The sequence below is a fragment of the Clostridium sp. DFI.5.61 genome, from assembly GCF_024462915.1.
GTDB classification, from domain to species: Bacteria; Bacillota; Clostridia; order Oscillospirales; family Oscillospiraceae; genus Lawsonibacter; species Lawsonibacter asaccharolyticus.
In genome coordinates this window covers 15,727-40,240 of sequence record NZ_JANGBZ010000006.1, presented here as the reverse complement: position 1 = coordinate 40,240, position 24,514 = coordinate 15,727, and the positions used below count along the sequence as shown (strand labels likewise).

Sequence of the window (24,514 nt, the reverse complement as noted above, 5' to 3'; positions counted from 1 at the left end):
CGCCCGGATGGGTCTCACGCCTTGGGCTTGAAGATCAGGTTCACCAGGCGGCCCTTGACCACGATGGACTTGACTAAGTCCATCCCCTCCGCCATGCGTGCGATCTTGGGCTCCGCCAGGGCGGAGGCCACTACAGCCGCCTCGTCGCTGTCCGTGGGGACCACGATGTTGGCCCGGACCTTGCCGCCCACCTGGACTGCCATCTGCACAGTGGCGGCCACGGTCTTGCTCTCGTCATACTCAGGCCATGCCTGGAGGCATACCTGCCCGCCGTAGCCGGCCATCTCCCACAGCTCCTCACACATGTGGGGAGCGAAGGGGGAGAGCATCAGCAGCAGGGCCTTCATATCGCCCCGGCTGGCTCCGTGGGCATAGAAGTCGTTAACCAGGGACATCAGGGCGGCAATGGCGGTATTGAACTTCATGGCCTCGATATCCTCAGACACCTTTTTGATGGCCTTGTGGACAGCGGCCTCGTTGGCCTTGGAGTACTCCTCGCCGGTGTGCTCCTGCTCGGTGGCCAGGTTCCACACCCGGTCCAGGAAGCGCTTGCAGCCACGGACGGAGTCGTCGGACCAAACCGCTGTCTTTTCAAAGTCGCCGATGAACATGATATACAGGCGCATGGTGTCCGCGCCGTAATCCCGGATCACGTCGTCGGGGTTGACCACGTTGCCCAGAGACTTGGACATCTTGACAGAGGGACGCAGGGCCTGATTGCCGTACTTTTCAATGAGTGCCTGCTTCTCCTCCTCGGTCTCCACATTGCCCACATAATGGGGGTTCTTGCCCAGGATCATGCCGTGGCTGGTGCGCTTGGCATAGGGTTCAGCACAGGGGATGACCCCTATGTCATGGAGAAAATTGTTCCAGAACCGGGAGTAGAGCAGATGGAGGGTGGTATGCTCCATACCGCCGTTGTACCAGTCCACCTGTCCCCAGTACTCCAGGGCCTCCTTGGACGCCAGAGCCTTGTCGTTGTGGGGATCCATATACCGCAGGAAGTACCAGCTGGAGCCGGCCCACTGGGGCATGGTGTCGGTCTCGCGCTTGGCCGGGCCGCCGCAGCAGGGGCAGGTGGTGTTTACCCAGTCGGTCATCTTGGAGATGGGGGATTCGCCGTCGTCAGTGGGCTCGTAGCTCTCCACCTCGGGCAGGAGCAGGGGCAGCTGATCCTCAGGCACAGGCTGCCAGCCGCACTTGTCGCACCAGATCATGGGGATGGGCTCGCCCCAGTAGCGCTGGCGGGAGAACACCCAGTCCCGCAGCTTATAATTCACCTTGGCCTCGCCGATGCCCTTTTCCTCCAGCCACTTGGTGATAACAGGAATGGCTTCCTTCACCGTCAGGCCGTTGAGGAAGTCGGAGTTGACCATGATGCCGGTGTCGTCCTTGGCGGTGAAGGCGGCCTTCTGCACGTCCTCGCCGCCGGATACCACCTCGATGATCTCACAGCCGAACTTCCTGGCAAACTCCCAGTCGCGGTCGTCGTGGGCAGGAACGGCCATGATGGCGCCGGTGCCGTAGGTGGGCAGGACGTAGTCGGAGATGAAGATGGGGATCTCCTTGCCGTTGACCGGGTTGACACCCCGGACGCCGTCCAGCTCCACGCCGGTCTTTTCCTTATTCAGCTCGGTGCGCTCCAGGTCAGACTTGGAGGCCGCCGCCTTCTGATAGGAGACGACCGCATCTGCATTCTTCAGCCTGCCGCTCTCCAGCCAGCCCCGCACCAGGGCGTGCTCCGGGGAGAGGACCATGTAAGTCGCACCAAACAGGGTGTCGGGCCGGGTAGTAAAGACCTTGATGTCCTCGCCGGTAGTGGCCTTGAATACCACCTCGGCGCCGGTGGAGCGGCCGATCCAGTTGCGCTGCTGGGTCTTGACCCGGTCGATAAAGTCCACAGTGTCCAGACCGTCGATGAGCTTCTGGGCGTACTCTGTGATCTTCAGCATCCACTGGCTCTTTTCCTTGCGGATGACGGGGGCGCCGCAGCGCTCACACACGCCCTCTACCACCTCCTCATTGGCCAGCACACACTTACAGGAGGTGCACCAGTTCACAGGCATGGTGGTCTTATAGGCCAGACCGTGCTTATATAACTGAAGGAAAATCCACTGGGTCCACTTGTAGTAACCGGGGTCGGTGGTGTCCACCACCCGGTCCCAGTCGAAGGAGTAGCCCAGCATATGGAGCTGGCGGGTAAAGTTAGCGATGTTGTCCTTGGTCACCTTAGCGGGATGGACGTGATTCTTGATGGCGAAGTTCTCAGTAGGCAGGCCGAAGGCGTCGTAGCCGATGGGGAACAGCACATTATAGCCGTCCATCCGCTTCTTCCGGGCGATCACGTCCATGGCGGTGTAGGGCCTGGGATGGCCCACATGCAGGCCGGCGGCGGAGGGGTAGGGGAACTCTACCAGGCCGTAGAACTTGGGCTTGGAGGTGTCGCCGTTCTGGCAGGCGAAGGTCTTTTCCTCCTTCCACCTGCTCTGCCACTTCTTTTCGATGGCTGTGAAATCGTACTTCAAATCAATCACACTTTCCTGTATTTCTGCGCCGGAGTGAACCCTCCGGCAGGCATACGCATAAATTCCGTAATATTATATCCGAAAATTTCGATGATTGCAAGGGCCGCTCCCCCCTTTTTCCGCGTCCGTCTCCCGGAAGAGATGATAAAAAAATTCTCATCTCTCTTTCAAAAAATCTTAATCTTCTCTTTATTGCCTCTTAGAATCCATCCTGTATCCTGAATGCACACAGACAGGAAGGGAGAAAACATCATGGGAAACACCACAGAGGCGCGCACCATCTACATCCTTTTGACCCGCTCCGGGACCTGGTTTTCCCGTCTGATCCATCTGGCCACTGCGGATTCCTATACCCATGCATCCATTGGACTGGACGGCCCCATAGGTCCCTTTTACAGCTTTGCCCGGAAATACTCCCACTTTGCCCTCCCGGCCGGGCTGGTGGAGGAACAAATCGGTCCGGAGCTCCGGACCAAGAGGCAGCAGGTCCCCTGCTGCCTCTATGAGCTGTCCGTCTCCCCAGAGATATACGCCAGCCTCCGCCGGCAGATCAGTGCTATGTACGCCCAGCGGCAGCGATACCACTACAATCTGCTGGGTGCCCTCTCCTGCTTCTTCAACCTCCCGCTGGACCGGCGTGACCACTACTTCTGCTCCCAGTTCGTGGCCGGCCTCCTGCGGGACAGCGGGGCGCTGGAACTCTCCAAGCCGCCGGCCCTGGTCCGTCCTGCCGACTTCTGTCAGATCCATCAGCTCCGGACGGTCCACCAGGGGGACATGGGGGGCCTGCCCGCCCTCGCTCTGGCGTAGCGCCCCCATCTCCCATTCGATCAGAGGACCAACTTCCCGGTGGTTTTCTTTCTTACTCCGAAGAGGCCGGTGCGCAAGCGCACCGGCCTCTTTGTCTGTTTTATCGTTCTCTCTTATTCCGGCTTCAGGACCTGGCTCAGATCCTCCTCCTGGGCATCGCCCCACAGGCGCTCCAGGTCATAGAATTTCCGGGCCTCGTCCATGAAGATATGGACCACCACGGAGGAGAAATCCATCAGCACCCAGGTGCCGCCCCGGTGGCCCTCAATGTGGTGGACCCGCTCTCCGTTCCGCTCCATCGCCTCTTCGCAGACGTCAGACAGGGCCTTGATCTGGGTGGTGGAGGAGGCAGTACAGATGACGAAGTAGTCCGCCAGGGTGGTCAGCTCCTCCGTCTTCAGCACCTTGATCTCCATGCCCTTCTTACTGTCCAGGGCTTTGGCTAACACGATCGCACTCTCTCGGGATGTCATGGGCAAAATTCCTTTCCTTTTTGTATTCTGTATCAGGCATCACGCCACATCAGGCAGCAGCCACTCCGGGGGCAGATCGCTGCCGCCGCTCTCCCCCTCTGTGCCGGGCTGGGAGGGTTCGGACTGTGACGCACCCCCGTTCCCGCCGCCAGGGTCCTGCTCCGGCTGGGAGGCTCCAGTTCCCTCCCCCTGGCCGGGCCCTTCAGGCTGCACAGCCCCGGGGTCATCCGTATCGGGAGTCTCTCCCTCCGGCCCTTGCGTGCCGGGCTCCCCAGTCTCCGAGCCGGTGCTGCCGGGTTCCCCGGTTCCGGTCTCCGTGCCCTCCGGGGGCGTGGTGCCGGGGGTCTCCGTCCCGGCGTCCGTCTCCCCTGGCTGTTCTGTCTCAGGCTCCTCTGTCTCCTGGGTAGTCTGTGTCCCCGAGGAGGAGCTGGAGGACCCGGCGTAAGCCATGCTGGAGTCCAGCAGGGTGCCGGTGGTGACCCCGTATCCCCCGCCGCTCTTTTTGTACATCAGCTGGAGGTCGCTGGACTGGATCTGGTCCACATAGGGGTTCATGCCGCTGTTGAGGATCTCCAGCAGCTCCTTCTCCACCGGCAGCACCAGTGAGGCCCTGTCATACATGACCCCGGTATAGGGCATAGTGGAAAATTTCACATCGCTCTCCGGGTCCATGCCGATAGCCAGCTGTGCGAAGGCCAGGATATTGCCCACTGTCAGGTCGGTGGTCACGTTGTTCAGGAACACCTGGGCCAGTGCCGGGGCCTTCAGCAGGGTTGCTGGCTGGAGGCACTTGTCCAGTACGGCGGAGAGGAAGTCCTGCTGGATCTGGATACGTCCCACATCGCCCGGAGAGGGCTCCCCGTTGTTCTTCCGCCAGCGGATGACCTCCATGGCGTCCTCCCCGCTCAGCTTCCGGTAGCCAGCCTCCTGGTGGATATGCAGGTCCTGATAGGGATCGTCGTAGTTCATATCAAATGGGACGTCAAAGTACACTCCGCCCAAGGCGTCCACCAGCTCGCCGATGGCCTCCCACTCCACCATCACATAGAAGTCGGGGTAGATGCCGGTCAGGCGGCTCACCTCCTGCTTCAGGGCAGTCATGCCGTTCTCCACCCGCTGGGCCTCCGGCAGGTCGGAGGAGCCCCGGTTGCGGTTGTACACCACGTTGATCCGCTTCAGCGAACCGCCCTTGGCGCTGGTGTTGATCATAGTGTCCCGTGGCAGGCTGATGGCGTTCAGGCTCTTGTTGTTGGTGTCGAACGTAAAGAGGAGGATGGTGTCCGTCAGGCCGCTGGCCACGTCCCGCCCCACCACCAGGAAGGTGTAGTAGCCCTCCTTCCGTCCGCTCTTGGCCACATTGGGCAGCTCTGCCCCCGTGAACTGGATGTCCTCTCCCTCCCCGGGCTGCTGGGTGGTGTCCGGGCCGGCCGTCGGCGGGTCAGGCACCTTGGGCACCCGTATCCAGGCGCTCATCACCGCCCAGACCGCGATGATGGCGATGGCCAGGACCACCGCCGCCTGGAGCAGGCGGTGCCGGATGCGCTGTCCCCGGGTCATCCCGGCGATCCACTCCCGGCGCTGCTGCCGCCACTGTTGAAACTTCTCTCCCAGGGAGCGCCGCTCCCGATGCTGCTCTCTGCGTCCTCTGTTCTCAGTGCTCATCTGCTCGTTCCTCTTGTCATTCCTCTGTTTTTGTCCCGTGCTCTCTCAGCCAGTCCCGGGCCCGGAGGGTATTGGTGTGGATGGGGAGCCGGCGGTCCCACATCTCCTGGATGGTGGTCTCCACCCCCAGCAGCAGGGCCCGGTCCAGGTCCTCATACGCCAGCCGGCGCAACTCCTCCACCCCCTCGAAGTCCCGGTTGGGCTCGATGTAATCGGCGATATAGATGATCTTTTCCAGCAGGGTCATGTCCGCCTTGGCCGTGGTATGCCAGAAGATGGCCTGGTACACCTCATCAGGTTCCCCAAAAATGTCCCGAGCGATACAGGCCCCCGTCTTGGCGTGGAGCAGCTTCACCGCCTGCTGTTCCAGCTCATCCAGCTCCACCCCGTACTGCCGGCACAGGCGGAGCTGGTCGTCCAGTTCCAGATACTTGGTGCAGTCGTGGAGGATAGCGGCCCGGCGGGCCATCCCCTCGTCCCCGCCCCACCGCTCGGCCAGGCGCACCGCCTCCTCCTCCACGCCCATAACATGTGGGACCCGCTTGGCCCGGATCATGGAGTAGGAACAGGCCCGCAGCTCCGGAAGCTCCAGCCGCTTCAGGTCCGCGTGGGTGCCGTACAGCCGGTTCATCAGGATATAGCCGTACACCTGGGGGAGCAGATACTCCTGTCCCTCCCCCCGGGCCAGCAGCTCCCGCAACCGGGTAGAGGACACATCCACCAGTCCCGGCAGGGTGATGGTGACGATCTGGGCCTGATACTTCTGGGAGAGGAACTCCCTCTGGGGGGCGAACAGCTCCTCTCCGTCCTGCTCTGTTCTGCCAAAGGCGCAGATCCCCGCCAGCTGGGTGATGACCTCCGGGTCGTGCCACAGGTGGAGGGTGAGGAACATGTCTGTCCCCATAAGCAACCACAGCTGGGCGTCCGGGTACTGAGCCCGGATGGCCCGGAGGGTATCGGCGGTATAGCTCTTGCCCTCCCGGTCCAGCTCCATGCGGGATACCTCCGCCACCTTCGGCATGGATAGGGCGTCCGCCATCCGCTCGGTCATGGCCAGACGGTGGGCGCCCTCCGGCGTCCCCTCCGGCAGGGCCTTGTGGGGCGGGACCGCCGCCGGGATCAGGATCAGCTTGTCCAGCTCCAGCACCTTGACCGCCGTCCGGGCCGCCTCCAGATGCCCCAGGTGGGGTGGGTTGAAGGTCCCTCCATAGATCCCAATTTTCATACAGACACCCTTCCTTTCCAAGTTCACCGCTCCCCCGGCTCTGAGCTGGACGGGAGAGCGGATGCCAGATCCCGCCACAGCTGTTCTCCGTCCAGAATGCGCCAGTTTAAGCGCTCCCCGCTGTCATAGGCGAAGGCGCCCTCCGGTCCGGCGATCAGATACCAGCTGCCCCCCCGGTAGCTGAAGCCCAGCTCTAAGGGGTACCTATCCAGTTGGTAGGCGCCCACCTTCCCGCCATAGACCCGCCGGCAGCGCGCAATCCGCTCTGTCACAGCTTCCCGGTCTGCCCGGTCCGTCAGGTCTACCCTCGCCTGTCCGTCCCACAGGGTCACACAGTACAGCTCTCCCTCCATCATGGAGCGGGGAAAGAAGCACCAGAGCAGTCCCCCCACCGCAGCCAGAAGCAGGAGGGCGGTCAGGGCCGCACGCCATTTTCTCCGTTTCAAGAGACAAGCCTCCTCTCAGCCCTTCTTCCGCTTCACTCCTTCTTGCTGCCGCTCCTCAGAGACAATTCTGTTTTTTATGGCTCCCTCTGGGGTACGCTTTCTCTCTTCTTTCCCTCCACCAGCACGATCTTGTCCTTTTTGTCCTTCCGGTGGCTCTGGCGGTAGAGAACAAATTTGGTCCCGATCACCTGGACCACCTCGCTTCTGGTCAGGGGGGCCAGCGCCTCCGCCGCCTCCCGGGCCGACATCAGGGCGTTTTCCAGCACCCTGCCCTTGATCAGCTCCCGGGCCTCCAGGGCATCGTTGGCCTGCTTGACCAAATTGTCACCGATGCCCTCCTTGCCCACGATCAGGATGGTGTCGATCCCGTTGGCCAGACCGCGCAGCTGGGCGCGCTGTTTGCTTGTCAAATCCATCGTCCTCACAAACTCCATTCCGCTCCGTCCGCCTCCCGGCGGACATCCGCTCTATTCCGTTGCTCGTCCTCTCCAAATGGGACCCGCTCCGCTGGGCTCCCATTTGGGGCCGGCCCTGCCGGCCTGTCCTCTCGATCCATTCCGCTCCGTCCGCCTCCCGGCGGACATCCGCTCTATTTCGTTGCTCGTCCTCTCCAAATAGGACCCGCTCCGCTGGGCTCCCATTTGGGGCCGGGCGTCAGCTTTTCTCCAGATACTCCCTCAGCTTCACCTGAAACGCCTCCAGAGCCTTTCCCCGGTGGGAGATGGCGTTCTTCTCCTCCGCCGTCAGCTGAGCAAAGGTTTTTTTCAGCGGCGGCACAAAAAACACCGGGTCATAGCCGAAGCCTCCCTCCCCCATGGGGGTGAAGGCCACGGTGCCCTCACATTCTCCTCTGGCAGAGAGCACGTCTCCGTTGGGGAAACAGCAGGTGATCACCGATACAAAGCGGCAGGTCCGGGGCATCTGGCCCCGCATGTTCTCCAGCAGCAGGCGCACCCGTCCCGGGTCGTCCAGCCCAGGCCCTCCGTACCGGGCGGAGTACACCCCCGGCGCGCCGTTGAGGGCGTCCACGCACAGCCCGGAGTCGTCGGCGATGGCAGGCAGACCGCTGGCCTCCATGACCGCCCTGGCCTTCAGCAGGGAATTCTCTTCAAAGGTGGTGCCGGTCTCCTCCACCTCCACATCCACCCCCGCCTCAGCCTCAGAGCAGACCTCCACGCCCAGATGGGACAGGATATCGTTCATTTCCGCCAGCTTTTTCTTGTTTTTACTTGCTAGTACCAGCTTCATAGTTACCACTCCCACGGGTCCTTGCCCTTTCGTTTGTTCCACTTTTTATCCTCTTTTTGCTCCGCCTTCTGCTCCTGCCAGTTCTCCCGGTTTTTTTCTATATCAGACCTGATCTGATCCAGCTTCTTTTTCAGCTTCTGTCCGGTGGTCTCGATCTCCGGCACAGGGACAATAATCCGGCGGCAGTCGGGACAGTAGAAGGCCTCTGCCTGCTCGATCCTCCACACAGGATTTTTGCTCAGAATGACCTTTTCCTGGGGCGCGTCTATCTCCTCAGAGTTCTCCTGCCAATAGACCGCACACCGGCCAGCGGGAATGCCGCCGGCCTTCATTTCCTTCCCACAGTACGGACAGTCCATGCCTCCGCCTCCTCAGGTTTGGAGTTACCCCTCCAGCACAGCCCGCTGGACCGTCTGAAGCCGTCGGATACCCTTCTCGCACAGCTCCACCAGCTGACGCTGCTCATCCAGCGTAAAAGGCCGCTCCTCGCCGGTGCCCTGGATCTCGATGAGGCGGCCCTGGTCGTCCATGACGCAGTTCAGGTCCACCATGGCGGCGGAGTCCTCCTCATAGCACAGATCCAGCAGGGGCACATCGTCCACGATGCCGGCGGACACGGCGGCCACATAGCCGCTGACCGGATACTCCGCCAGCTGGCCTGCTTCCATCATCTTTCGGAAGGCCAGCATCATGGCCACAAAGCCGCCGGTGATGGAGGCGGTACGGGTCCCTCCATCCCCCTGGAGCACATCACAGTCGATGGTGATGTTCCAGGGTCCCAGCTTCTTCATGTCCACCACAGAGCGCAGAGCACGGCCGATGAGCCGCTGGATCTCGGCGGAGCGGCCGTTCAGCTTCAGCTTGGAGATGTCCCGGCGGGACCGCTCCCGGTTGGCCCGGGGGAGCATGGAGTACTCGGCGGTGACCCACCCCTCCCCCTCGGGCACGTGGCGGGGCGGCCGGTCCTCCACGCTGGCGGTGCACAGCACATGGGTGTTTCCGCACCGGATCAGGCAGGAGCCCTCGGCAAACTTGTTGATATGGGGGATGATCTCCACAGTTCGGAGCTCATCGTTTTTTCTTCCGTCAATACGCGGCATCGTCTTGTCCTCTCCTGTTCTCTGAGTGGCCCGCTGAGGGCCCCTCTGTTTTATGCGGTCTTTACTGAATGCCTCCCATGCTCATGAAAAATGATTCGGTGATGTCCTGCCCCTCTCCGTCGTACAGGGTGATCTGCTCCACGGAGGCAAGTCCGGTGGGGATACGGCTGTCCACCCCGGTGTGGATGAAAAAGACCTCTTTCCGGGGCAGCTTCAGCTCATATTCATAGCCCCTGTCCAGTGTGATTTGGACCCTGTCGATCTCTCCGAAGGTGTTCCGTCCCTGAAAAAGCAGCTGCTTTCCGCCGTTCTCCTCGATCACACCGCACCGAAAGGGGGCGTTTCCGGAAGAGGTGTGGGCGATCCGATATCTGCCGGTGATGCTCCGCTCCAGCAGAGCGTAGCCCAGCTTCTCCCCCACCTCCATGGGGACATAGGTCCGCTCTCCCAGGGTGACCGGCTCATACAGCCGGGGCTGATAGCCATGGACCGCGTCTATCCCCCGGTTCAGCCAGTTCTTCAAAGAGCCCTCCAGCCCGTCCATTCCAGGATCGATGGGGTAGGAGAGGCGGTCGTTGATCCAAAAGCCCCCCGCCGCCAATGCGGCGGCACAGAGCACGCCCAGAAATATCTTCCCGATACGCTTCACGGCAGGCCCTCCCTCCGTATTCCCCTCCCGTTCCGGGAGACGTCATTTTATTTTACCATATCGCTGAGGAAAAATGTTGAAATAGATATGAATATGACTCTTAATTTTTCTTAACTCTGAGGCGGCAGCTACCCCGCCGGTGACATGGTGTTACAACGGCGAGCGCCAGGACGGCCGGCTCCCAATTCCTAATCCCTAACTCAAATGAGCGCCTGCGCAAACTCCAGCGCGTCAAAGGGTCTGAGGTCGTCGATCCCCTCGCCTACCCCGGCGTACTTCACAGGCACGCCCAGCTCCCGGGCGATGGCGATGGCGATGCCCCCCTTGGCGGTGCCGTCCAGCTTGGTGAGGACGATGCCGGTGATGCCGGCGGCCTCCCGGAACTGCTTGGCCTGGATCAGTCCGTTCTGCCCTGTGGTGGCGTCCAGCACCAGCAGGGTCTCCTTGACGCAGCCCGGCAGCTCCCGGTCGATGACCCGGGAGATCTTGTTCAGCTCGTTCATCAGGTTCTGTTTGTTGTGCAGCCGCCCGGCGGTATCCACCAGCACCACGTCTGTGTTCCGGGCCTTGGCGGCGGAGGCAGCGTCAAAGACCACAGCCGCCGGGTCCGCGCCCTCGTGCTGCCTGATGATCTCCAGGCCGGAGCGGTCCGCCCAGATGGTCAGCTGCTCTGCGGCGGCGGCCCTGAATGTGTCGGCGGCGCACAGCAGCACCTTTTTCCGCTCCTTCTTCAGCTGTGCCCCGATCTTGCCGATGGTGGTGGTCTTGCCCACCCCGTTCACCCCGATGAACAGTACCACCGAAGGCTTGGTGGACAGGTCCAGGGCTGGGTCGCCCACCTGCATGGCGTCGGCGATACACCGGCACATGCAGGTCCGGGCCTCCTCCACCGTCTTGATGCGCTCCTCCCGCACCCGGCGGCGCAGTTCCTCCACCAGCTCCAGGGTGGTGTCCATGCCGGTGTCCGCCAGGATCAGGGACTCCTCCAGCTCATCGTAAAAGTCGTCGGTCAGCTCCGAACCGAAGCTGGCAAAAATATTGATCTTTTTCAGCTTGTCAAAAAAGCCCATACGTTTGATCCTTTCTTAAAACAATCTGGTATTCTTCTTTCCGCAGAAGGGGCACTTGGGGCTGTCCAGCTCATAGCTCCTGCCGCAGCTGGGACACTCCATCCGGGCGATGCCGCTGCCCTCCGGGTCCTCCAGCTCAGACCACTCTCCCCGGAAAAATTCCAGCTTCCCGCAGTCTGAACAGCACAGGATATCCACATCCAGCGCCCCGGTCAGCAGGTTGTCCAGATCTCCCAGGACCCACCCTGTCTTTCCCAGCTGGAGAAATTCCCGCCGCAGCAGCTCCATCGTCCCGCCGCAGCGCAGGCATCTCAGGGTCCTCCGGCTCATGTCCCGCTCCCTTCCAGTCGGTCCCGGCCGATATAGGTCTCCTCCGTCGAGTACAGCCGGTCTCCAATGGAGGTCAGCTTGCGGACCTCCTGCTCCCGGCCGTCCAGGATGACTCGGACCCGGATTCCGTTCCAGCTGTCGGAGGTAGTGGCGAAGCAGTACAGCGTCTCCTCCGGCGCCACCGGCTTGCTGTTCTCCGGGGTGCGGGCCCGCAGGACCAGGCACACCTCACTGTCCTCCTCCGTCTCTTCGGAGGCGGTCAGCCCGCCCTCCAGCAGGGAACGGTCCTGGTCCGGCAGATAGAGCAGATACTCGTCGGTGTCCTGGCGGTAGAGCCAGAAGACAATCCCTTCTGTCTCCGGGGTCTGCTCCAGTTCTCCGGCCGCCTGCTCCATCCACTGGGCGATGTCCGGCGCGGACAGGTCGATCTCTCCCGGCTCCCGCAGAGTGTAGCGCACCGCCTCCCCCCGCTCGTTGTACATCTGGTACCAGGTCCCTGTCTCTTCGGGACCTTCGTCCTGGGGGATAACATATCCCAGCCCCGCAAATACCAGCTTCACCCCCGCAAAAAGGACCGCAATCAGCAGGATCAGCCCCACAATGGGCAGCCACCCGCCCTTTTCCTTCTCCTTCAAATGTGTCCTCCCCGGTTCTATGCCGTAAAATATCTGTTCTCCGCCCAGCGGGCAGTATTGGGGTCGATATAGGCCCAGTGATCCAGAAAATCGTCCTCATTCAGGGGGAGGAATGAGATCTCACCGGATCTTCAGCTCTTTCTCCACGTCGTTGAGATTGATCGTCAGCATACGGCTCACGCCCTGCTCCTGCATGGTGACGCCGTAGAGGACGTCGGCCTCCTCCATAGTGCCGCGCCGGTGGGTGATGACGATAAACTGGGTCTTGTCCGCCATGGAACGCATGTAATGGGCGAACCGGGCCACATTGTTGTCATCCAGGGCGGCCTCGATCTCGTCCATCACCACGAAGGGGGTGGGCCGGACCTTCAAAATGGCGAAATACAGGGCGATGGCCACGAATGCCTTTTCCCCGCCGGAGAGCAGGGTGATGATCTTCAGCGCCTTGCCCGGGGGTTGCACTTTGATCTCGATGCCGCAGTTGAGGATGTCCTCCGGGTCCTCCAGCTCCAGCGTGGCCTTGCCGCCCCCGAAGAGCTCTGTGAAGGTCTGCCCGAATGCCTGGTCGATGGTCTGGAACTCCCGGGCGAAGATGGTCTTCATCTCCCCGGTGATGTCCGCGATGATCTCCTCCAGCTCCCCCTTGGCCCGCTGGACATCGTCTCTCTGGTCGGTGAGGTAGGTGTATCGTTCGTTGACCCGCTGATACTCCTCGATGGCCCCCAAATTTATGGAGCCCAGGCTGGAGATGGCCCGCTTCAGCTCCCCGATGCGCCGGCTGGCCTTGGGCACCGACTCGATCTCCACCCGGTGCTGCTTGGCCGCCTCGTGGGACAGCTCGTAGGTCTCCCACAGCTTGTCCAAAAGCTGCTTCTCCTCCATGGCGGCAGCCACCTTCCGCTGCTCCAGTATGGAGACCTCCCGCTCCATGGCCAGCAGCTCGTCGTTCTTGGCCCTGCTGTCCTTATCTGCCTGGTTGCGCTGTCCCTCCAGGGCCAGCTTTTCGTCGCCCAGGGCGCGGATCTCCTCGCTGCGGACCTGATTCTCCGCCCGCAACTCCTGGAGGCGTGCTGTCTTCTCCCCGATCTCCTGGGTGAACTGGCGGTTCTTCTCCTCATACTGGCCGATGAGGGCCTGGTTCTGCTCCCGGTCCCCCGCCATGTCGTCCCGCAGGCTCTTCAGCTCACCCAGGCTCTTGGCCGTGGTCTCCTGCTCCGCCTCCAGGGCGGCCAGGGAGGCGGTGAGCTCGGACAGCTCCCGGGTGATGCGGGCGGACCGGTCCTGGAGATCCGTCTGGCCTCTGACCTTTCCCTCCGCCTCGCTCTTCAGGGCAGCGGCGGCCCCCTCCAGCTCCTGGATGCGGCTCCTGGCCCCCCGGGTGTCCGACTCGATCTGGGCAGAGCGGCTCTTCAGCTGCTCCAGCTCCTCCCGCTGGGACGACGACTGGCGCTCCAGGTCGGCCACCACGCTGTCGCAGTGGGCCGCCTCGCCCTCAGCCTTCAGGATGGCGTCCTCCCACTCCCGCAGCTGGCTCTGGGCCGTCTCCATCTCATAGCCGGCGGCGGCGGCCTCCCGGTCCGCCTCCTCCAGCGCCTTGGCGGCCTGGGCCAGCTGCTCCCGCAGGCCCCGGCCCTGTTCGTTCAGCCGCTCCAGCTCGTTGGCACGGCTCAGGATGCCGGCACTGCGGCTGGCGGAGCCGCCGGTCATGGAGCCGCCGGGGTTCAGCACCTGCCCGTCCAGGGTGACGATGCGGAACTTATAGCCGTATTTCCGGGCCGCTGCGATGGCGTGGTCCAGGTCCTCCATCACCGCCACCCGGCCCAGCAGGTTGGAAAACACGTTCCGGTACTGGGGCTGGAAGGAGATCAGCTGATCTCCCACCCCCACGAAGCCGGGCTCCCGCCGGAGGGCCTGTCCCTCCCTCAGCTCCCCCGGCCGGATGGAGCTGAGGGGCAGAATGGTGGCCCGGCCTGCGTCTCGGCGCTTCAGATACTGGATGACGGCCTTGCCGTCCTCCTCCCGGTCCACCACCAGGTTCTGCATGGCGCCCCCCAGCGCGGTCTCAATGGCCACGGTGTACTCCTCCGGCACCTTCAGCAGGTCGGCCACCGGACCGTGGATATGCTGGAGGCTTCCCCGCTGGGCCTCCCCCATCACCAGCTTGACCGCCTTGGAGTAGCCCTCGTGGAGCTTCTCCATCTCGGTGAGCATCTTCACCCGGGATGACAGGGCATTCTCGTCCATCTGGAGCTTCATATGGCGCTCCCGGGCCTGCTCCGCCTTTTTCCGGCGTGACTCCAGGCGCAGGGCGTAGCCGCTGATGACGTTCTGCACCGCGTCCCGCTCCTCCACCGCCTTGGCCAGGGCCTTCCGGGCCTGACGCTGGGCGGCGCGCCCCTCCTCCAGCCGGCTGTCCAGCTCCCGCAGCTCCTGGCGCACCGTCTCGTCCCGGTCCAGCACCTCCTGAGCGGCAGCCGCCAGGGCGGAGAGCAGGGCCTTGGCCTCGGCGGCGGTGGCCGTCTCCATGGCCTCCTTCTGCCGCAGTTCCTCCAGCTCCCGTGCCAGGGTCCCGGCAGACTGGGCCGCCTCCTGGGCCTGCTCGCTCTTGCCCCGCAGCTCCTCCCGCATCCGAGTCAGCTTGTCCTCGATTTCGGCCAGCCGCTCCTGCCGCTGGCCGATCTGGCCCGCCAGGCTGTCCGCCCGGCCTTCCTGCTGGTCCAGGTCCGCCCGGATGCGCTGAGCGTTGTCCAGGTTGTTCTGCACATTGTTCTTCAGCACCGCGATAGCGCTCTCCAGCTCCGCCGCAGCGGCCTCCCGGCTCTGGCTCTCAAAGCGCAGCCGGTCCGCCTCCACGTCCTTCTCCCGCATCTGGGCGGAGAGGGCCTCGGCGGCGGCATACAGCCGCTCCAGGGCCACCCGGGCCTCCTCCTTCTGCCGGGCAGCCTCCTGATAATCGGCGTCCAGCTTGATGTGGCTGGCCCGCAGCCGCTCCAGGGTGTCCAGCCACACGGAGACCTCCAGCCCCTTCAGCTCGTCCCGCAGCACCAGGAACTTTCTGGCCCGCTCACTCTGCTCCCGCAGGGGCTCCACCTGGAGCTCCAGCTCGGCGATCTTGTCGTTGACCCGGACCAGGTTCTCGTCCGTATGGGCCAGCTTCCGCTCTGCCTCCTCCTTCCGGTGGCGGTAGCGGGAGATGCCGGCGGCCTCCTCAAAGACCTCCCGGCGGTCGGCGCTCTTGACGGAGAGGATCTCGTCGATCTTGCCCTGGCCGATGATGGAGTAGCCCTCCCGGCCCAAGCCGGTGTCCATGAACAGCTCGTTGACGTCCTTGAGGCGGACGGAGCGGCGGTTGATATAGTACTCACTCTCCCCGGAGCGGTAATACCGCCGGGTCACCATGACCTCGCTCTCATCCATGGGAAAGATGTGGCTGGTGTTGTCCAGGATGAGGGACACCTCGGCATACCCCGTCTGGCGGCGCTGAGCAGTGCCGCCGAAGATCACATCCTCCATCTTCCCTCCCCGCAGGGCCCGGGTGGACTGCTCCCCCATAACCCAGCGGATGGCGTCGGAGATATTGGATTTTCCGCTGCCGTTTGGCCCTACGATGGCGGTGATGTCCTCCCCAAAGGTGAGCACCGTCTTGTCCGGAAAGGACTTGAAGCCCTGGATCTCCAATGCTTTTAAGTACACAACGTCGCCCCCTTCTTCTTAAATCCTTTCAAATCCTTGCGCCGCAATGGTTTCCAAGCTTTCTGCTTTTTCATAAATTCTTAAAACTCACCATAATTTCTTTTTGAGTTGGTGTAAGATCGGTGCAACATGGGATTTCATGGAATTCTGCACCACAAAAACCGCGTAACCGTTGGGGCAGTATGGTCACGAGATTTTGAACGCCTCATTTAGGGCTTGAATTGTTTCCAATTTCTTTTCTCTTAACGCTTTTGTGTAAGTTTCCATAGTTGTACAGATGTTCCGGTACCCCATCACATCTTGCAACAGCCTGAGGTTAGTGATAATTTTTTATTGTATCACACCATCTATCCCTTTTCAATATGCTAGATAATGCGTCCCTGTTTAAGAAAGGTGTTGATGATTCCAACTCCGGCGATTTCACCAGTGTGCCTTGCAGGAAGCATTCACGGATGATAAAATAATAAAGAGTAAAACATCAAAGAAATGTTTACGTCTATATAGATGAATTTATAGTTTTGGTCTTATCTTTTCGTGTGTGGGAATTGTAGTCAATATTGCATTTCTACTGATGAACTAAATGAAACCACAGAGTAAAAGGTATTAAGCTAATAAGAATTTGACAAAGGAGTGCAAAAATTATGATACCAAACTTTGGATTGATTATGATTTGTGTAATTCTTTCAATAGGTATAGGAGTGGCGGTTGCTATCTATAACGAGAAGAAAAAGAATGACAAAGATAAAGATTGACAAATTCTAATTTGTTATCTGAAATGCTGACCCATAGGCGCAAGGTTGAAATACACCTTTTATATTTTCGCCTAATTTTCTACATACTGAAGTAACCTCTTCCCTCCACTTTTCAAAGGTCTTCCGGCATCATCGTCGCCTATAACAAGGGCTCTGCACATTTTTCGTGCAGAGCCCTATTTTTATTAGATGTAAGGCGCCTCTTGGGCAAAGCCGCATTTCCGGGCGGCAGCTTCCAAGCGGGTGAGCGCTCCGGTCAGCTCAGAGCGGGGCATTCCAATTTGCAGGCGCAAAAAGCCGGTCCCGGCAGCGCCGTACTTGCTGCCCAGGTCAGGCTCCACGCCGGCGGACAAGAAGAACCGCTCCAGCTCCAGCTCCGACAGCCCCAAGCCGCGGAAGTCCGCCCAAATTAGCGTACCAGCTCTGTGGCGCAGAAGCTTCACCGCCGGCATACAGCGGGCAAAGCAGTCCCGCACCAAGGACTCGTTCTCATGCACAAAGTCCATCAGCTCGTCGATCCACGCCTTGCCCTCATCTGTGTAGGCCGCCAACACCGCGGCCCGCATGAAGGGAGAGAGGCTGCCATAGTGATCGGCATCCCGCTGGGTGCGGTAGGCCTTCCGGATGGCCGCATCGGGGATGATCACATTGGAGTGGCTGGTACCGGTAAAATTGAACGCCTTGCCAAGACTGGTACAGATGATACAGTGGTCCAACGCGTTCGGAACGGCGGCATAGGGAACCATCAGACCGGGCTGCCACACATGCTCGGCAAAGATCTCGTCCGCCACCACCAGCACATGGTGCTTTTGGGCCAAAGCCGCCACTCGCTCCAAATCCTCCCGCTCCCATACATCCATAGTGGGGTTATGAGGGTTACAGAGGAGCATCAGTTTGTTTTCCGGTGCGGCCATTTTCTCCTCCAGGTCGGCAAAGTCCATCTCATACCGGTCACCCCGCAGTTGCAGGGGACTGTCCACTAATTTCCGACCGCAGTTGGCGATGGCGCGGGCATAGAGCAGATAGACCGGCTGCTGCACAATGATGCCGTCGCCGGGCTGAGTAAAGGCGCGGATGGAGGCACACATGGCCTGAAGGATCCCGTAGGACGGCACGATCCAGGAAGGTTCTATCTCCCAGCCGCGGACCTTTGCCATCCAGTTGACAACAGCCCGGATGTACAGGGGGTCATCGGAGTCGGTCCAACCATACAGACCACTCTGAGAAAACCTGGTCAGCGCGTCGATAATGCAGGGGGCGGTTTTTACATGCAGCTGTGCTCCGGCCATCACGGTATAGTCCGGTCGGAACCCGGTGCCGAAGCCGTAGTCAATGGCGTCGGCCAGAGTTTGAAAGTCAAAAGACATAGCTCAGTTCTCTCCCTTTCGATGTTCAGGCCCCAGAACCGTGCCGCTGCGCACATGGGTATGGACGCCGTGGTCCACGGCGATCTGCCCGGCCACCAGCACATAGTCCAGTCCCTGCGGGCCATGTCGGGGATCAGCAAGATTTTCCCTGGCAGAGAAATGCTCCCAGTCCAGTACCAACAGATCGGCAGCCAGACCTTGGGAGACAAAGCCCCGGTCGGTCAGTCCCAGGGTGCGGGCCGCATTGCCGGTAAGCTTGCGTATCGTCTCTTCTATGGCAGCGCCCTTGTCCCGCTCCGTCTCCAGAAACACGGTCATCCCCTCGTATGTGGCGGGCGAGCCGCACTCCAGCGGCAGGTCGCCCTCGGACAGGGCCGCGTCGTAGTCCAAGGTCCAGGTATCCAGACCAATGGTGGCCTCCGTTCGGGCCACAAAGGCGTCCCGGTCGGGGGTATGTTCCGGACGGCGCCCCAGGGAAATCATAGCGGCGTAGGGGTCTTCGGTCAGCACATCCAGCAGCAGCTCCAGGCTGTCTGCCCCCTGCGCTGCCTCTCGAATCGTTTTGCCTACACAGCCTGCCCGCTGCACACGGGTAAACCGGTAGCGGGTGTCCCAGGCTGGGTCGGCCTGCGGATCAAAGCGGGTAAAGACCCCCTGAGACGGATGGCGTCCGGTCCGGATCTCCTCAACAACCTGCCGCCGAAAGTCAGGCAGGGTCAACGCCCGGGAAAAAGCGGCACAGCCCCCACACCGCTCCACGTAGGGTTGGAACAGAGAGGCGGCCATAGGGTAGTGGAAGGGACCATAGGCGTACTTGGGGATCACATCCCAGGTGACGTTTACACCCGCCTGCCGGGCTCGGTCCAGCTCCTCCAGCGTCTTGGCCACGGCGGCACGGATCAAACCGTCGTGGGCCGGGGTGACGTTGTAGCCGTTTTGTATGTGGCTGACATGGATGCGGACGCCGCTCTCCCGTCCCAGGTCCAAAAATTCCCGCAGACCGTCCAGGAAGCTCTGAGCATGGCCATAATAGGGGTGGCTGCGGCTGCGGGTGTGAGCAGTGACGATGCCGCCCCGGGCAGCCACCAGCTTCATCAGGCGCAGCAGTTCCTCCCGCCCGGCAAAGAGGCCCGGCTCATAGTCCAGGCCCAGACTCAGTCCCAGCGCGCCGCCATCCATGGCCTCGCTGAGGGCGCCCTCCATGGCGGCGATCTCCGTCTCAGTGGCGTCCCGGTGATAGTCGGTGCCCATGGCCTGCAGACGGATCTGGGCCTGCCCGGCCACCACAGCCAGGTTGGCACCCAGCCCCACTCGGCGCAGATGCTCCAGGAACTGGCCATAAGTAGTCCAGTCCAGCTCCTGACCGTAGGTCTGGGCAAAGGGCTCCCGCAGCCGCTGAGTGGGAACGAGATAGGCGTTATATGGGTTAATACCCCCAGGCGGCTCAGGCATGACCTTGGTGAATGCCTTTTTCTCTGGGAACATGTAGAGCCAACTATGCTGTACTGGGGCGACCCCCAGGCCGCAATGTCCGGCAAATTCCGTGGTAATGCCCTGGCCCAGCGTGCTCTCCATATTGGGGTACATGGCGGCGGAGCAATCGGAATGGGAGTGCATGTTGATAAATCCCGGGGTAATCAGTTTCCCTGCGGCATCCATCACCTGGGCTCCCTCCGGGGCGGAGAGGTCAGGGCCCACGGCGTCTATTACGCCGTCCCGGATGCACACATCGGCCTGGAAGGGCGGGGAGCCGGTCCCGTCTACCACAGTCCCGCCCCGAATCAAAGTCCATGCCATGGCGGGCCTCCTGTCAGACCAGCCCGCCGATGCGGGTGACCTCTACGCCCCGAGCCTCCCAGGCGTCCAGGATCTGGTTAAAGCCAATGGAGTCGCTGGCCATGTGACCCATGCACAGCACGTTGCAGCGGTTGTCCTCCTGCAGGGCTTTGACGATGTCAGCGTCCATGTGCATGCAGACAAAGGTACCCACACCGGCGGTGATCAGCGCCTTCAGCTCGTCCAGCTCCGCCCCCAGGCCGCCGGCAAAATCCACCACAGTCTTTCCTGCGTAGCTGTCCTTTTCGCCCACCCAGATGGCAGGGCGCTGGCCCTCGGGGGCTTGGGCATACTCTCGGATGGTCATTAAATTGTCCAGGATCTCCTGGACGGTGGGGTTGTCATTGGCTTCATAGACCTCGTCCACCTTCGCCTCCACCATCCGCTCGCCCAGCAGGTCGGCAGGGGTGTGCAGGCCCAGATATGGCATCCCCAGCAGCCGGGCCACAGACGGCCCCCCGTCCAGGTTGGAGCCGTGAAACATGATCTCCGTAGCCCGCTTGCGGTGCTCCAGCAGCTTTTGGGCTACGTTGACGGGCACACCATAGTGTACCAGCTTCTCATAGTGGCTTTGGGCAACCAGCTCTCCCAGCTTACCCAGGCGGGGCACCATGTTATGGTGCCTGGCCACGCAGTCATAGCCCAGCTGGCGGGCCAGAGTCAGCTCGGCAGCACCCATATCAATGCCCGCCAGCACGCGGGTGATATTCTCCCCTGGAACCGTGACGGAGGAATCCAGAGGCAGTTCCTGCAGTTGGGCCAGATCCAGGGCAATTTGAACCATTTCTGTTGTATTCATTGGTAGTGTTCCTCCTAATCCAGATGATGACAAGCGGCAAAATGTCCGCCGCTCAGGTCCTTGGGCGCGGGCGTCTGCGTGCGGCACTGCTCGGTAGCCCGGGGACAACGGCCGCAGAAACGGCAGCCCGGTTTGGGGTCGATGGGGCTGGGCACCTCGCCCTCCATAGGGATGCGGTGGTGGGTCTTTTCATAGTCTGGGTCGGCCACCGGCACTGCCGAGAGCAGACCCTGGGTATATGGATGGGCCGGATGGCCGTAAACCTCCTCCGTAGGGCCGTATTCCACCATGGTGCCCAGATACATGACAGCCGTCTCATCGGCGATGTGGCGGACCATGGACAGATCGTGGGCAATAAACAGGTAAGTAAGTCCCAGCTCCCGCTGAAACTTCATCAGCATATTGACCACCTGGGCCTGGATGGACACATCCAGGGCGGAGATGGGCTCATCACAGACGATAAATTCCGGGTTCAATGCCAGCGCCCGGGCGATACCCACCCGCTGGCGCTGGCCTCCGGAGAACTCATGGGGGAATCGGTTTGCGTGCTCCTTGCTGAGGCCTACCATGTTCAGCAGCTCATACACCCGCTCCCGCCGCTCCTTGGCATTGGCGCAAAGCTTATGCAGCTCCAGGCCCTCCGCGATGATCTCGCCTACGGTGAAAAAGGGATTCAGAGAGGCGTAGGGGTCCTGAAAGATCATCTGCATCTTTCGAGTCAGGGCCTTGGCCTGGGCCCGGGTCACCTTACTGATGTCCTGGCCGTCAAACACGATGGTGCCCCCGTCCGGCTCATAGATACGCAGCAGGGTGCGGCCCACGGTGGTCTTGCCGCAGCCGGACTCGCCCACCAGTCCCAGGGTCTTGCCCCGCTGGATGGCAAAGGATACATTGTCCACCGCCCGCAGGATCTTGCCCCGGCCTACACGGAAGTGTTTTTCCAAGTTGGAAACCTGGAGAATTGCATCAGACATGATCACTGCCTCCTTTCGGCAGGGGCGGAATGCCCTCCGGCGGCGTTACATCGGGTGCCCTTGGGTCCAGCAGCCAGCAGCGGGAGCCGTGGCCCTGACCGCAGGCAAATTCCGGGGGATCTTCCTTCAAGCACGCCTCCATGGCGTAGGGACACCGGGCCGCAAAGGCGCACCCCTTGGGCGGGGCATACAGATCGGGCGGCGTGCCGGGAATGGCGTACAGCTCACTCTTCACGTCCTGGATCAGGTTGGGCATGGCCCCCAGAAGCCCCCAGGTATAGGGGTGGCTGGGGCGGTAAAATACCTGCCGCGCGTCGCCGTACTCCACGATCTTGCCCGCATACATCACGGCGATCCGGTCGGCCATCTTGGCCACTACGCCCAAATCATGGGTAATGAGCAGTATGGAGGTCCCTCGCTTCTCCTTCAGGTGGTTCATCAGATCCAAGATCTGCGCCTGCATCGTCACGTCCAGGGCGGTGGTGGGCTCGTCGGCAAAGAGAATCTTGGGATTGCAGGCCATAGCCATGGCAATCATGACCCGCTGACGCTGACCACCGGACATGGTATGGGGGTAGCGCTTTGCCACCAGCTCCGGGTTGGGCAGGCCCACCTGCCCCAGCAGCTCTGCCGAAATCTGCTGGGCCTCCTGGCGGGACACCCTCTGATGGCGCAAAATACCCTCGCACATCTGCCGTCCCACCCGCATGGTTGGGTTCAGGCTGGTCATAGAATCCTGAAAAATCATGGAAAATTCCTTGCCCCGGTAGGACTCCATAGCTTTGTCGCTCAAATGGGTGATGTCGGTGCCCTGGTAGGTGATGGCGCCCGACTTGATTTGGGATGGAGGGGAGGGCAGCAGCTTCATAATGGTTTGGATGGTCACCGACTTGCCGCAGCCGGACTCGCCCACAATGCTCAGCGTCTCACCCGCATCCAGCCAGAAGCTGACGCCCCGTACCGCCTGGACTTCGCCGGCGTGGGTGTCAAAGGAGACATGCAGGTCCTGCACGTCCAAAAGATGGTTCGTCATAAGGCGCCTCCTTTAGTCCCTCAGATGGGGGTCCAGCGCATCGCGCAGACAGTTGCCGAACAGATAAAATGCCAAAATGGTCACGCTGATAAACACGCCGGGAATAAACAGCTGGTAGGGGTAGAGGCGGTAAAACTCCGAGCCCACCTGGCACAGCTGACCCCAGGACGTCATGGGGGATTTGATGCCCAGGCCGATAAAGCTCAGGTATGCCTCCAGGAAAATGGCCGCCGGGATGGCAGAGGAGATGTTGACCACCTGCTGGCCCAGGATATTGGGCAGGATGTGCCGGAAAATAATGCGGATGGGGGAGGCCCCCAGAGTGCTGGCAGCCAGGACAAACTCCCGGTTTTTAAACTGGAGCATCCGGCCCCGGACGACGCGGGCTGAGTCCATCCAACCGGTAATGGCAATGGCGATGATGATGGCCACGGGGCCCGCGTCCAGCCAGAGCATAATCAGGGTCACATACACCAGCGATGGGATACACACGCCCACGTCAATGATGCGCATGATGAGCATATCCACCCAGCCGCCGAAAAAGCCGGACAGGCCGCCCAAAAAGATGCCGATGATCTGGGGCACAATGGCGCCGCCCAGACCGATAATCAGGGAGATCCGTGCCCCCACCCAGACCCGGGTCCACAGATCCCGGCCTCCGGCGTCGGTGCCGAACCAGTGCTCGGCACTGGGAGGCTGGTTGGTGTGGAGCAGATCGGTGGTCTCATAGCCGTAAGGAGAAAGTATGGGGGCAAAAATGGCCATCAGGATGATGATGACAAGGAAGGTCAGACTGACTATGGCGACTTTGTCGGACCGAATACGGCGCAGCACGTCCCGCCAGTAGCTGACACTGGGGCGCACTATGGCGTCGGCCATGCTTCGGTCAGCGGGCAGACGGACAAAATCCTGCTCGGTCAGAGAGGAAGCGGGTTTGTTCATTGAATGCACCTCATTTCGCAACCCGGATCCGCGGGTCCACAAGGCCGTAAATCAAATCGATCACAAAGTTGGCGCTGACCACAAACACACCGAAGAATACCGTTAAGCCCAGGGTCATGGTGTAGTCCAGGCTCTGGATCGATTGGACAAAATACGCGCCGATACCCGGGATGGCAAAAATCTGCTCCACCACAAAGGATCCCATCAGGATGGTCACGATCTCCATGCCCAGGGAGGGGATCATGGGGATGATGGCGTTGCGGATCTGGTGGCTCCAGACGATCCGGGCAGAGGAGAGGCCCTTGGCCTTGGCAGTCTTGACGTAGTCCTCCGAAATGACCTCCAGCATCAGCGTGCGCATATTGCGGGTTTTTCCGGCGATGGAGCCGATGGCCAGGGTCAGTGTGGGCAGGATGGTGTAGGCAAAGCCCTTCCACTGGGCCACCGGGAACCACCCCAGTTCGGTGGCAAATACATATTGCAGCAGGGATGCCAGAATAAATACCGGCACCGACACGCCCAGCACGGAGAAGCCCACCAGAGCATAGTCCAGGGGACGGCCCCGCCGCCGGGCGGCAATAATGCCGAAAAAGATCCCGATGGGGAAGCTGAGCAGATATGCCTGCAGCCCCAGCTGCGCCGACACCGGGAAGGTCTGGGCAATGATGCCGTTGACCGACTGCCCTACATATTTCAGCGAGTAGCCGAAATCACCCCGAATCAGGTTGGACAGAAAGGTCAGGTACTGCTCCAGGGGCGGGCGGTCCAGCCCATAGTAGGCCATCATCTTGTCCCGCATCTCCTGGCTCATCAGCTGCGTGGTGCCGAAGGGGGTCCCCGGCAGGGCATGGAGCAGAAAGAAGCTGCATGTGGCAATGAGCCAGATGGTGATGATCGAGATCACCAGCCGCTTTAGAATATATCGTTTCAAGGCGGGTCTCCTTT

At 61.3% G+C, this 24,514-nt stretch carries 22 protein-coding genes; 1 reads left to right on the top strand and 21 read right to left on the bottom strand.

What is annotated here, in order from left to right:
- Positions 1-14: 14 nt before the first annotated feature.
- Positions 15-2,525, bottom strand: a complete 2,511-nt coding sequence (leuS, locus tag NE584_RS04825) for a leucine--tRNA ligase (RefSeq protein WP_256182022.1) — start codon at positions 2,523-2,525, stop codon at positions 15-17.
- Positions 2,526-2,777: 252 nt separating this feature from the next.
- Here leuS and NE584_RS04820 point away from each other — a divergent pair, with 252 nt between their 5' ends.
- A complete protein-coding gene (locus NE584_RS04820; protein ID WP_050623844.1) occupies positions 2,778-3,335 on the top strand; it encodes a hypothetical protein in 558 nt (185 codons plus the stop codon).
- A 113-nt stretch (positions 3,336-3,448) separates the two neighbouring features.
- On the opposite strand, the gene rsfS is transcribed toward NE584_RS04820, so the two are convergent.
- The 20 genes from rsfS to NE584_RS04720 all read right to left on the bottom strand — a co-directional run bounded on the left by rsfS (position 3,449) and on the right by NE584_RS04720 (position 24,500).
- Positions 3,449-3,808, bottom strand: coding sequence for a ribosome silencing factor (gene rsfS, locus NE584_RS04815; protein WP_050623843.1), 360 nt, complete (start codon positions 3,806-3,808; stop codon positions 3,449-3,451).
- Positions 3,809-3,847: 39 nt separating this feature from the next.
- Positions 3,848-5,470, bottom strand: coding sequence for an LCP family protein (locus NE584_RS04810; RefSeq protein ID WP_108980848.1), 1,623 nt, complete (start codon positions 5,468-5,470; stop codon positions 3,848-3,850).
- A 16-nt stretch (positions 5,471-5,486) separates the two neighbouring features.
- Positions 5,487-6,695, bottom strand: coding sequence for a nicotinate (nicotinamide) nucleotide adenylyltransferase (gene nadD, locus NE584_RS04805; RefSeq protein WP_256182018.1), 1,209 nt, complete (start codon positions 6,693-6,695; stop codon positions 5,487-5,489).
- Between the two features lie 23 nt (positions 6,696-6,718).
- Complete coding sequence (locus tag NE584_RS04800; protein ID WP_050623840.1) at positions 6,719-7,141, bottom strand: hypothetical protein; 423 nt, start codon at positions 7,139-7,141, stop codon at positions 6,719-6,721.
- A 74-nt stretch (positions 7,142-7,215) separates the two neighbouring features.
- The gene (locus tag NE584_RS04795; RefSeq protein WP_050625435.1) at positions 7,216-7,557 is read right to left on the bottom strand and encodes a YhbY family RNA-binding protein; all 342 of its coding nucleotides are present in this window, start codon (positions 7,555-7,557) and stop codon (positions 7,216-7,218) included.
- Positions 7,558-7,795: 238 nt separating this feature from the next.
- A complete protein-coding gene (locus NE584_RS04790) occupies positions 7,796-8,389 on the bottom strand; it encodes an XTP/dITP diphosphatase (RefSeq protein WP_256182016.1) in 594 nt (197 codons plus the stop codon).
- Positions 8,390-8,391: 2 nt separating this feature from the next.
- Complete coding sequence (locus NE584_RS04785) at positions 8,392-8,748, bottom strand: PF20097 family protein (protein WP_256182014.1); 357 nt, start codon at positions 8,746-8,748, stop codon at positions 8,392-8,394.
- 24 nt (positions 8,749-8,772) lie between these two features.
- A complete protein-coding gene (gene rph, locus NE584_RS04780; protein ID WP_050623838.1) occupies positions 8,773-9,489 on the bottom strand; it encodes a ribonuclease PH in 717 nt (238 codons plus the stop codon).
- Between the two features lie 61 nt (positions 9,490-9,550).
- On the bottom strand, positions 9,551-10,138 hold the full coding sequence (locus NE584_RS04775; protein WP_256182012.1) for a hypothetical protein: 588 nt from the start codon (positions 10,136-10,138) through the stop codon (positions 9,551-9,553).
- Between the two features lie 200 nt (positions 10,139-10,338).
- Positions 10,339-11,208 carry a signal recognition particle-docking protein FtsY gene (gene ftsY, locus NE584_RS04770; RefSeq protein WP_256182010.1) on the bottom strand — a complete coding sequence of 290 codons (870 nt, stop codon included), beginning with the start codon at positions 11,206-11,208 and terminating at the stop codon, positions 10,339-10,341.
- A 15-nt stretch (positions 11,209-11,223) separates the two neighbouring features.
- Complete coding sequence (locus NE584_RS04765; protein WP_256182008.1) at positions 11,224-11,538, bottom strand: hydrogenase maturation nickel metallochaperone HypA; 315 nt, start codon at positions 11,536-11,538, stop codon at positions 11,224-11,226.
- Positions 11,535-12,173, bottom strand: a complete 639-nt coding sequence (locus NE584_RS04760) for a hypothetical protein (protein WP_256182006.1) — start codon at positions 12,171-12,173, stop codon at positions 11,535-11,537. Before NE584_RS04760 ends, NE584_RS04765 begins: the two co-directional genes overlap by 4 nt.
- 120 nt (positions 12,174-12,293) lie before the next feature.
- Complete coding sequence (gene smc / locus NE584_RS04755; RefSeq protein WP_256182004.1) at positions 12,294-15,866, bottom strand: chromosome segregation protein SMC; 3,573 nt, start codon at positions 15,864-15,866, stop codon at positions 12,294-12,296.
- Positions 15,867-16,803: 937 nt separating this feature from the next.
- A complete protein-coding gene (locus NE584_RS04750; RefSeq protein ID WP_050623832.1) occupies positions 16,804-17,985 on the bottom strand; it encodes a MalY/PatB family protein in 1,182 nt (393 codons plus the stop codon).
- 3 nt (positions 17,986-17,988) lie between these two features.
- Positions 17,989-19,782 carry an amidohydrolase family protein gene (locus NE584_RS04745; RefSeq protein ID WP_108980809.1) on the bottom strand — a complete coding sequence of 598 codons (1,794 nt, stop codon included), beginning with the start codon at positions 19,780-19,782 and terminating at the stop codon, positions 17,989-17,991.
- Between the two features lie 13 nt (positions 19,783-19,795).
- Complete coding sequence (locus tag NE584_RS04740; protein WP_256182001.1) at positions 19,796-20,620, bottom strand: hypothetical protein; 825 nt, start codon at positions 20,618-20,620, stop codon at positions 19,796-19,798.
- A gap of 14 nt (positions 20,621-20,634) precedes the next feature.
- The gene (locus tag NE584_RS04735; RefSeq protein ID WP_050623829.1) at positions 20,635-21,594 is read right to left on the bottom strand and encodes an ABC transporter ATP-binding protein; all 960 of its coding nucleotides are present in this window, start codon (positions 21,592-21,594) and stop codon (positions 20,635-20,637) included.
- A complete protein-coding gene (locus NE584_RS04730) occupies positions 21,587-22,627 on the bottom strand; it encodes an ABC transporter ATP-binding protein (protein ID WP_108980807.1) in 1,041 nt (346 codons plus the stop codon). The genes NE584_RS04735 and NE584_RS04730 overlap by 8 nt, the downstream gene beginning before the upstream one ends.
- Before the next feature lie 12 nt (positions 22,628-22,639).
- On the bottom strand, positions 22,640-23,569 hold the full coding sequence (locus NE584_RS04725; protein WP_108980806.1) for an ABC transporter permease: 930 nt from the start codon (positions 23,567-23,569) through the stop codon (positions 22,640-22,642).
- 10 nt (positions 23,570-23,579) lie between these two features.
- Entirely contained in the window at positions 23,580-24,500 is a 921-nt protein-coding gene (locus NE584_RS04720) for an ABC transporter permease (protein WP_050623826.1), read from the bottom strand.
- Between the last annotated feature and the right edge of the window lie 14 nt (positions 24,501-24,514).

What these genes read in the sequence shown, in the direction of transcription:
- NE584_RS04820 (WP_050623844.1), top strand. Translation starts at nt 2,778, where the DNA reads ATGGGAAACACCACAGAGGCGCGCACCATCTACATCCTTTTGACCCGC.
- rsfS (WP_050623843.1), bottom strand. Translation starts at nt 3,808, where the DNA reads ATGACATCCCGAGAGAGTGCGATCGTGTTAGCCAAAGCCCTGGACAGT.
- NE584_RS04810 (WP_108980848.1), bottom strand. Translation starts at nt 5,470, where the DNA reads ATGAGCACTGAGAACAGAGGACGCAGAGAGCAGCATCGGGAGCGGCGC.
- nadD (WP_256182018.1), bottom strand. Translation starts at nt 6,695, where the DNA reads ATGAAAATTGGGATCTATGGAGGGACCTTCAACCCACCCCACCTGGGG.
- NE584_RS04795 (WP_050625435.1), bottom strand. Translation starts at nt 7,557, where the DNA reads ATGGATTTGACAAGCAAACAGCGCGCCCAGCTGCGCGGTCTGGCCAAC.
- NE584_RS04790 (WP_256182016.1), bottom strand. Translation starts at nt 8,389, where the DNA reads ATGAAGCTGGTACTAGCAAGTAAAAACAAGAAAAAGCTGGCGGAAATG.
- NE584_RS04785 (WP_256182014.1), bottom strand. Translation starts at nt 8,748, where the DNA reads ATGGACTGTCCGTACTGTGGGAAGGAAATGAAGGCCGGCGGCATTCCC.
- rph (WP_050623838.1), bottom strand. Translation starts at nt 9,489, where the DNA reads ATGCCGCGTATTGACGGAAGAAAAAACGATGAGCTCCGAACTGTGGAG.
- ftsY (WP_256182010.1), bottom strand. Translation starts at nt 11,208, where the DNA reads ATGGGCTTTTTTGACAAGCTGAAAAAGATCAATATTTTTGCCAGCTTC.
- NE584_RS04765 (WP_256182008.1), bottom strand. Translation starts at nt 11,538, where the DNA reads ATGAGCCGGAGGACCCTGAGATGCCTGCGCTGCGGCGGGACGATGGAG.
- NE584_RS04750 (WP_050623832.1), bottom strand. Translation starts at nt 17,985, where the DNA reads ATGTCTTTTGACTTTCAAACTCTGGCCGACGCCATTGACTACGGCTTC.
- NE584_RS04745 (WP_108980809.1), bottom strand. Translation starts at nt 19,782, where the DNA reads ATGGCATGGACTTTGATTCGGGGCGGGACTGTGGTAGACGGGACCGGC.
- NE584_RS04740 (WP_256182001.1), bottom strand. Translation starts at nt 20,620, where the DNA reads ATGAATACAACAGAAATGGTTCAAATTGCCCTGGATCTGGCCCAACTG.
- NE584_RS04735 (WP_050623829.1), bottom strand. Translation starts at nt 21,594, where the DNA reads ATGTCTGATGCAATTCTCCAGGTTTCCAACTTGGAAAAACACTTCCGT.
- NE584_RS04730 (WP_108980807.1), bottom strand. Translation starts at nt 22,627, where the DNA reads ATGACGAACCATCTTTTGGACGTGCAGGACCTGCATGTCTCCTTTGAC.
- NE584_RS04725 (WP_108980806.1), bottom strand. Translation starts at nt 23,569, where the DNA reads ATGAACAAACCCGCTTCCTCTCTGACCGAGCAGGATTTTGTCCGTCTG.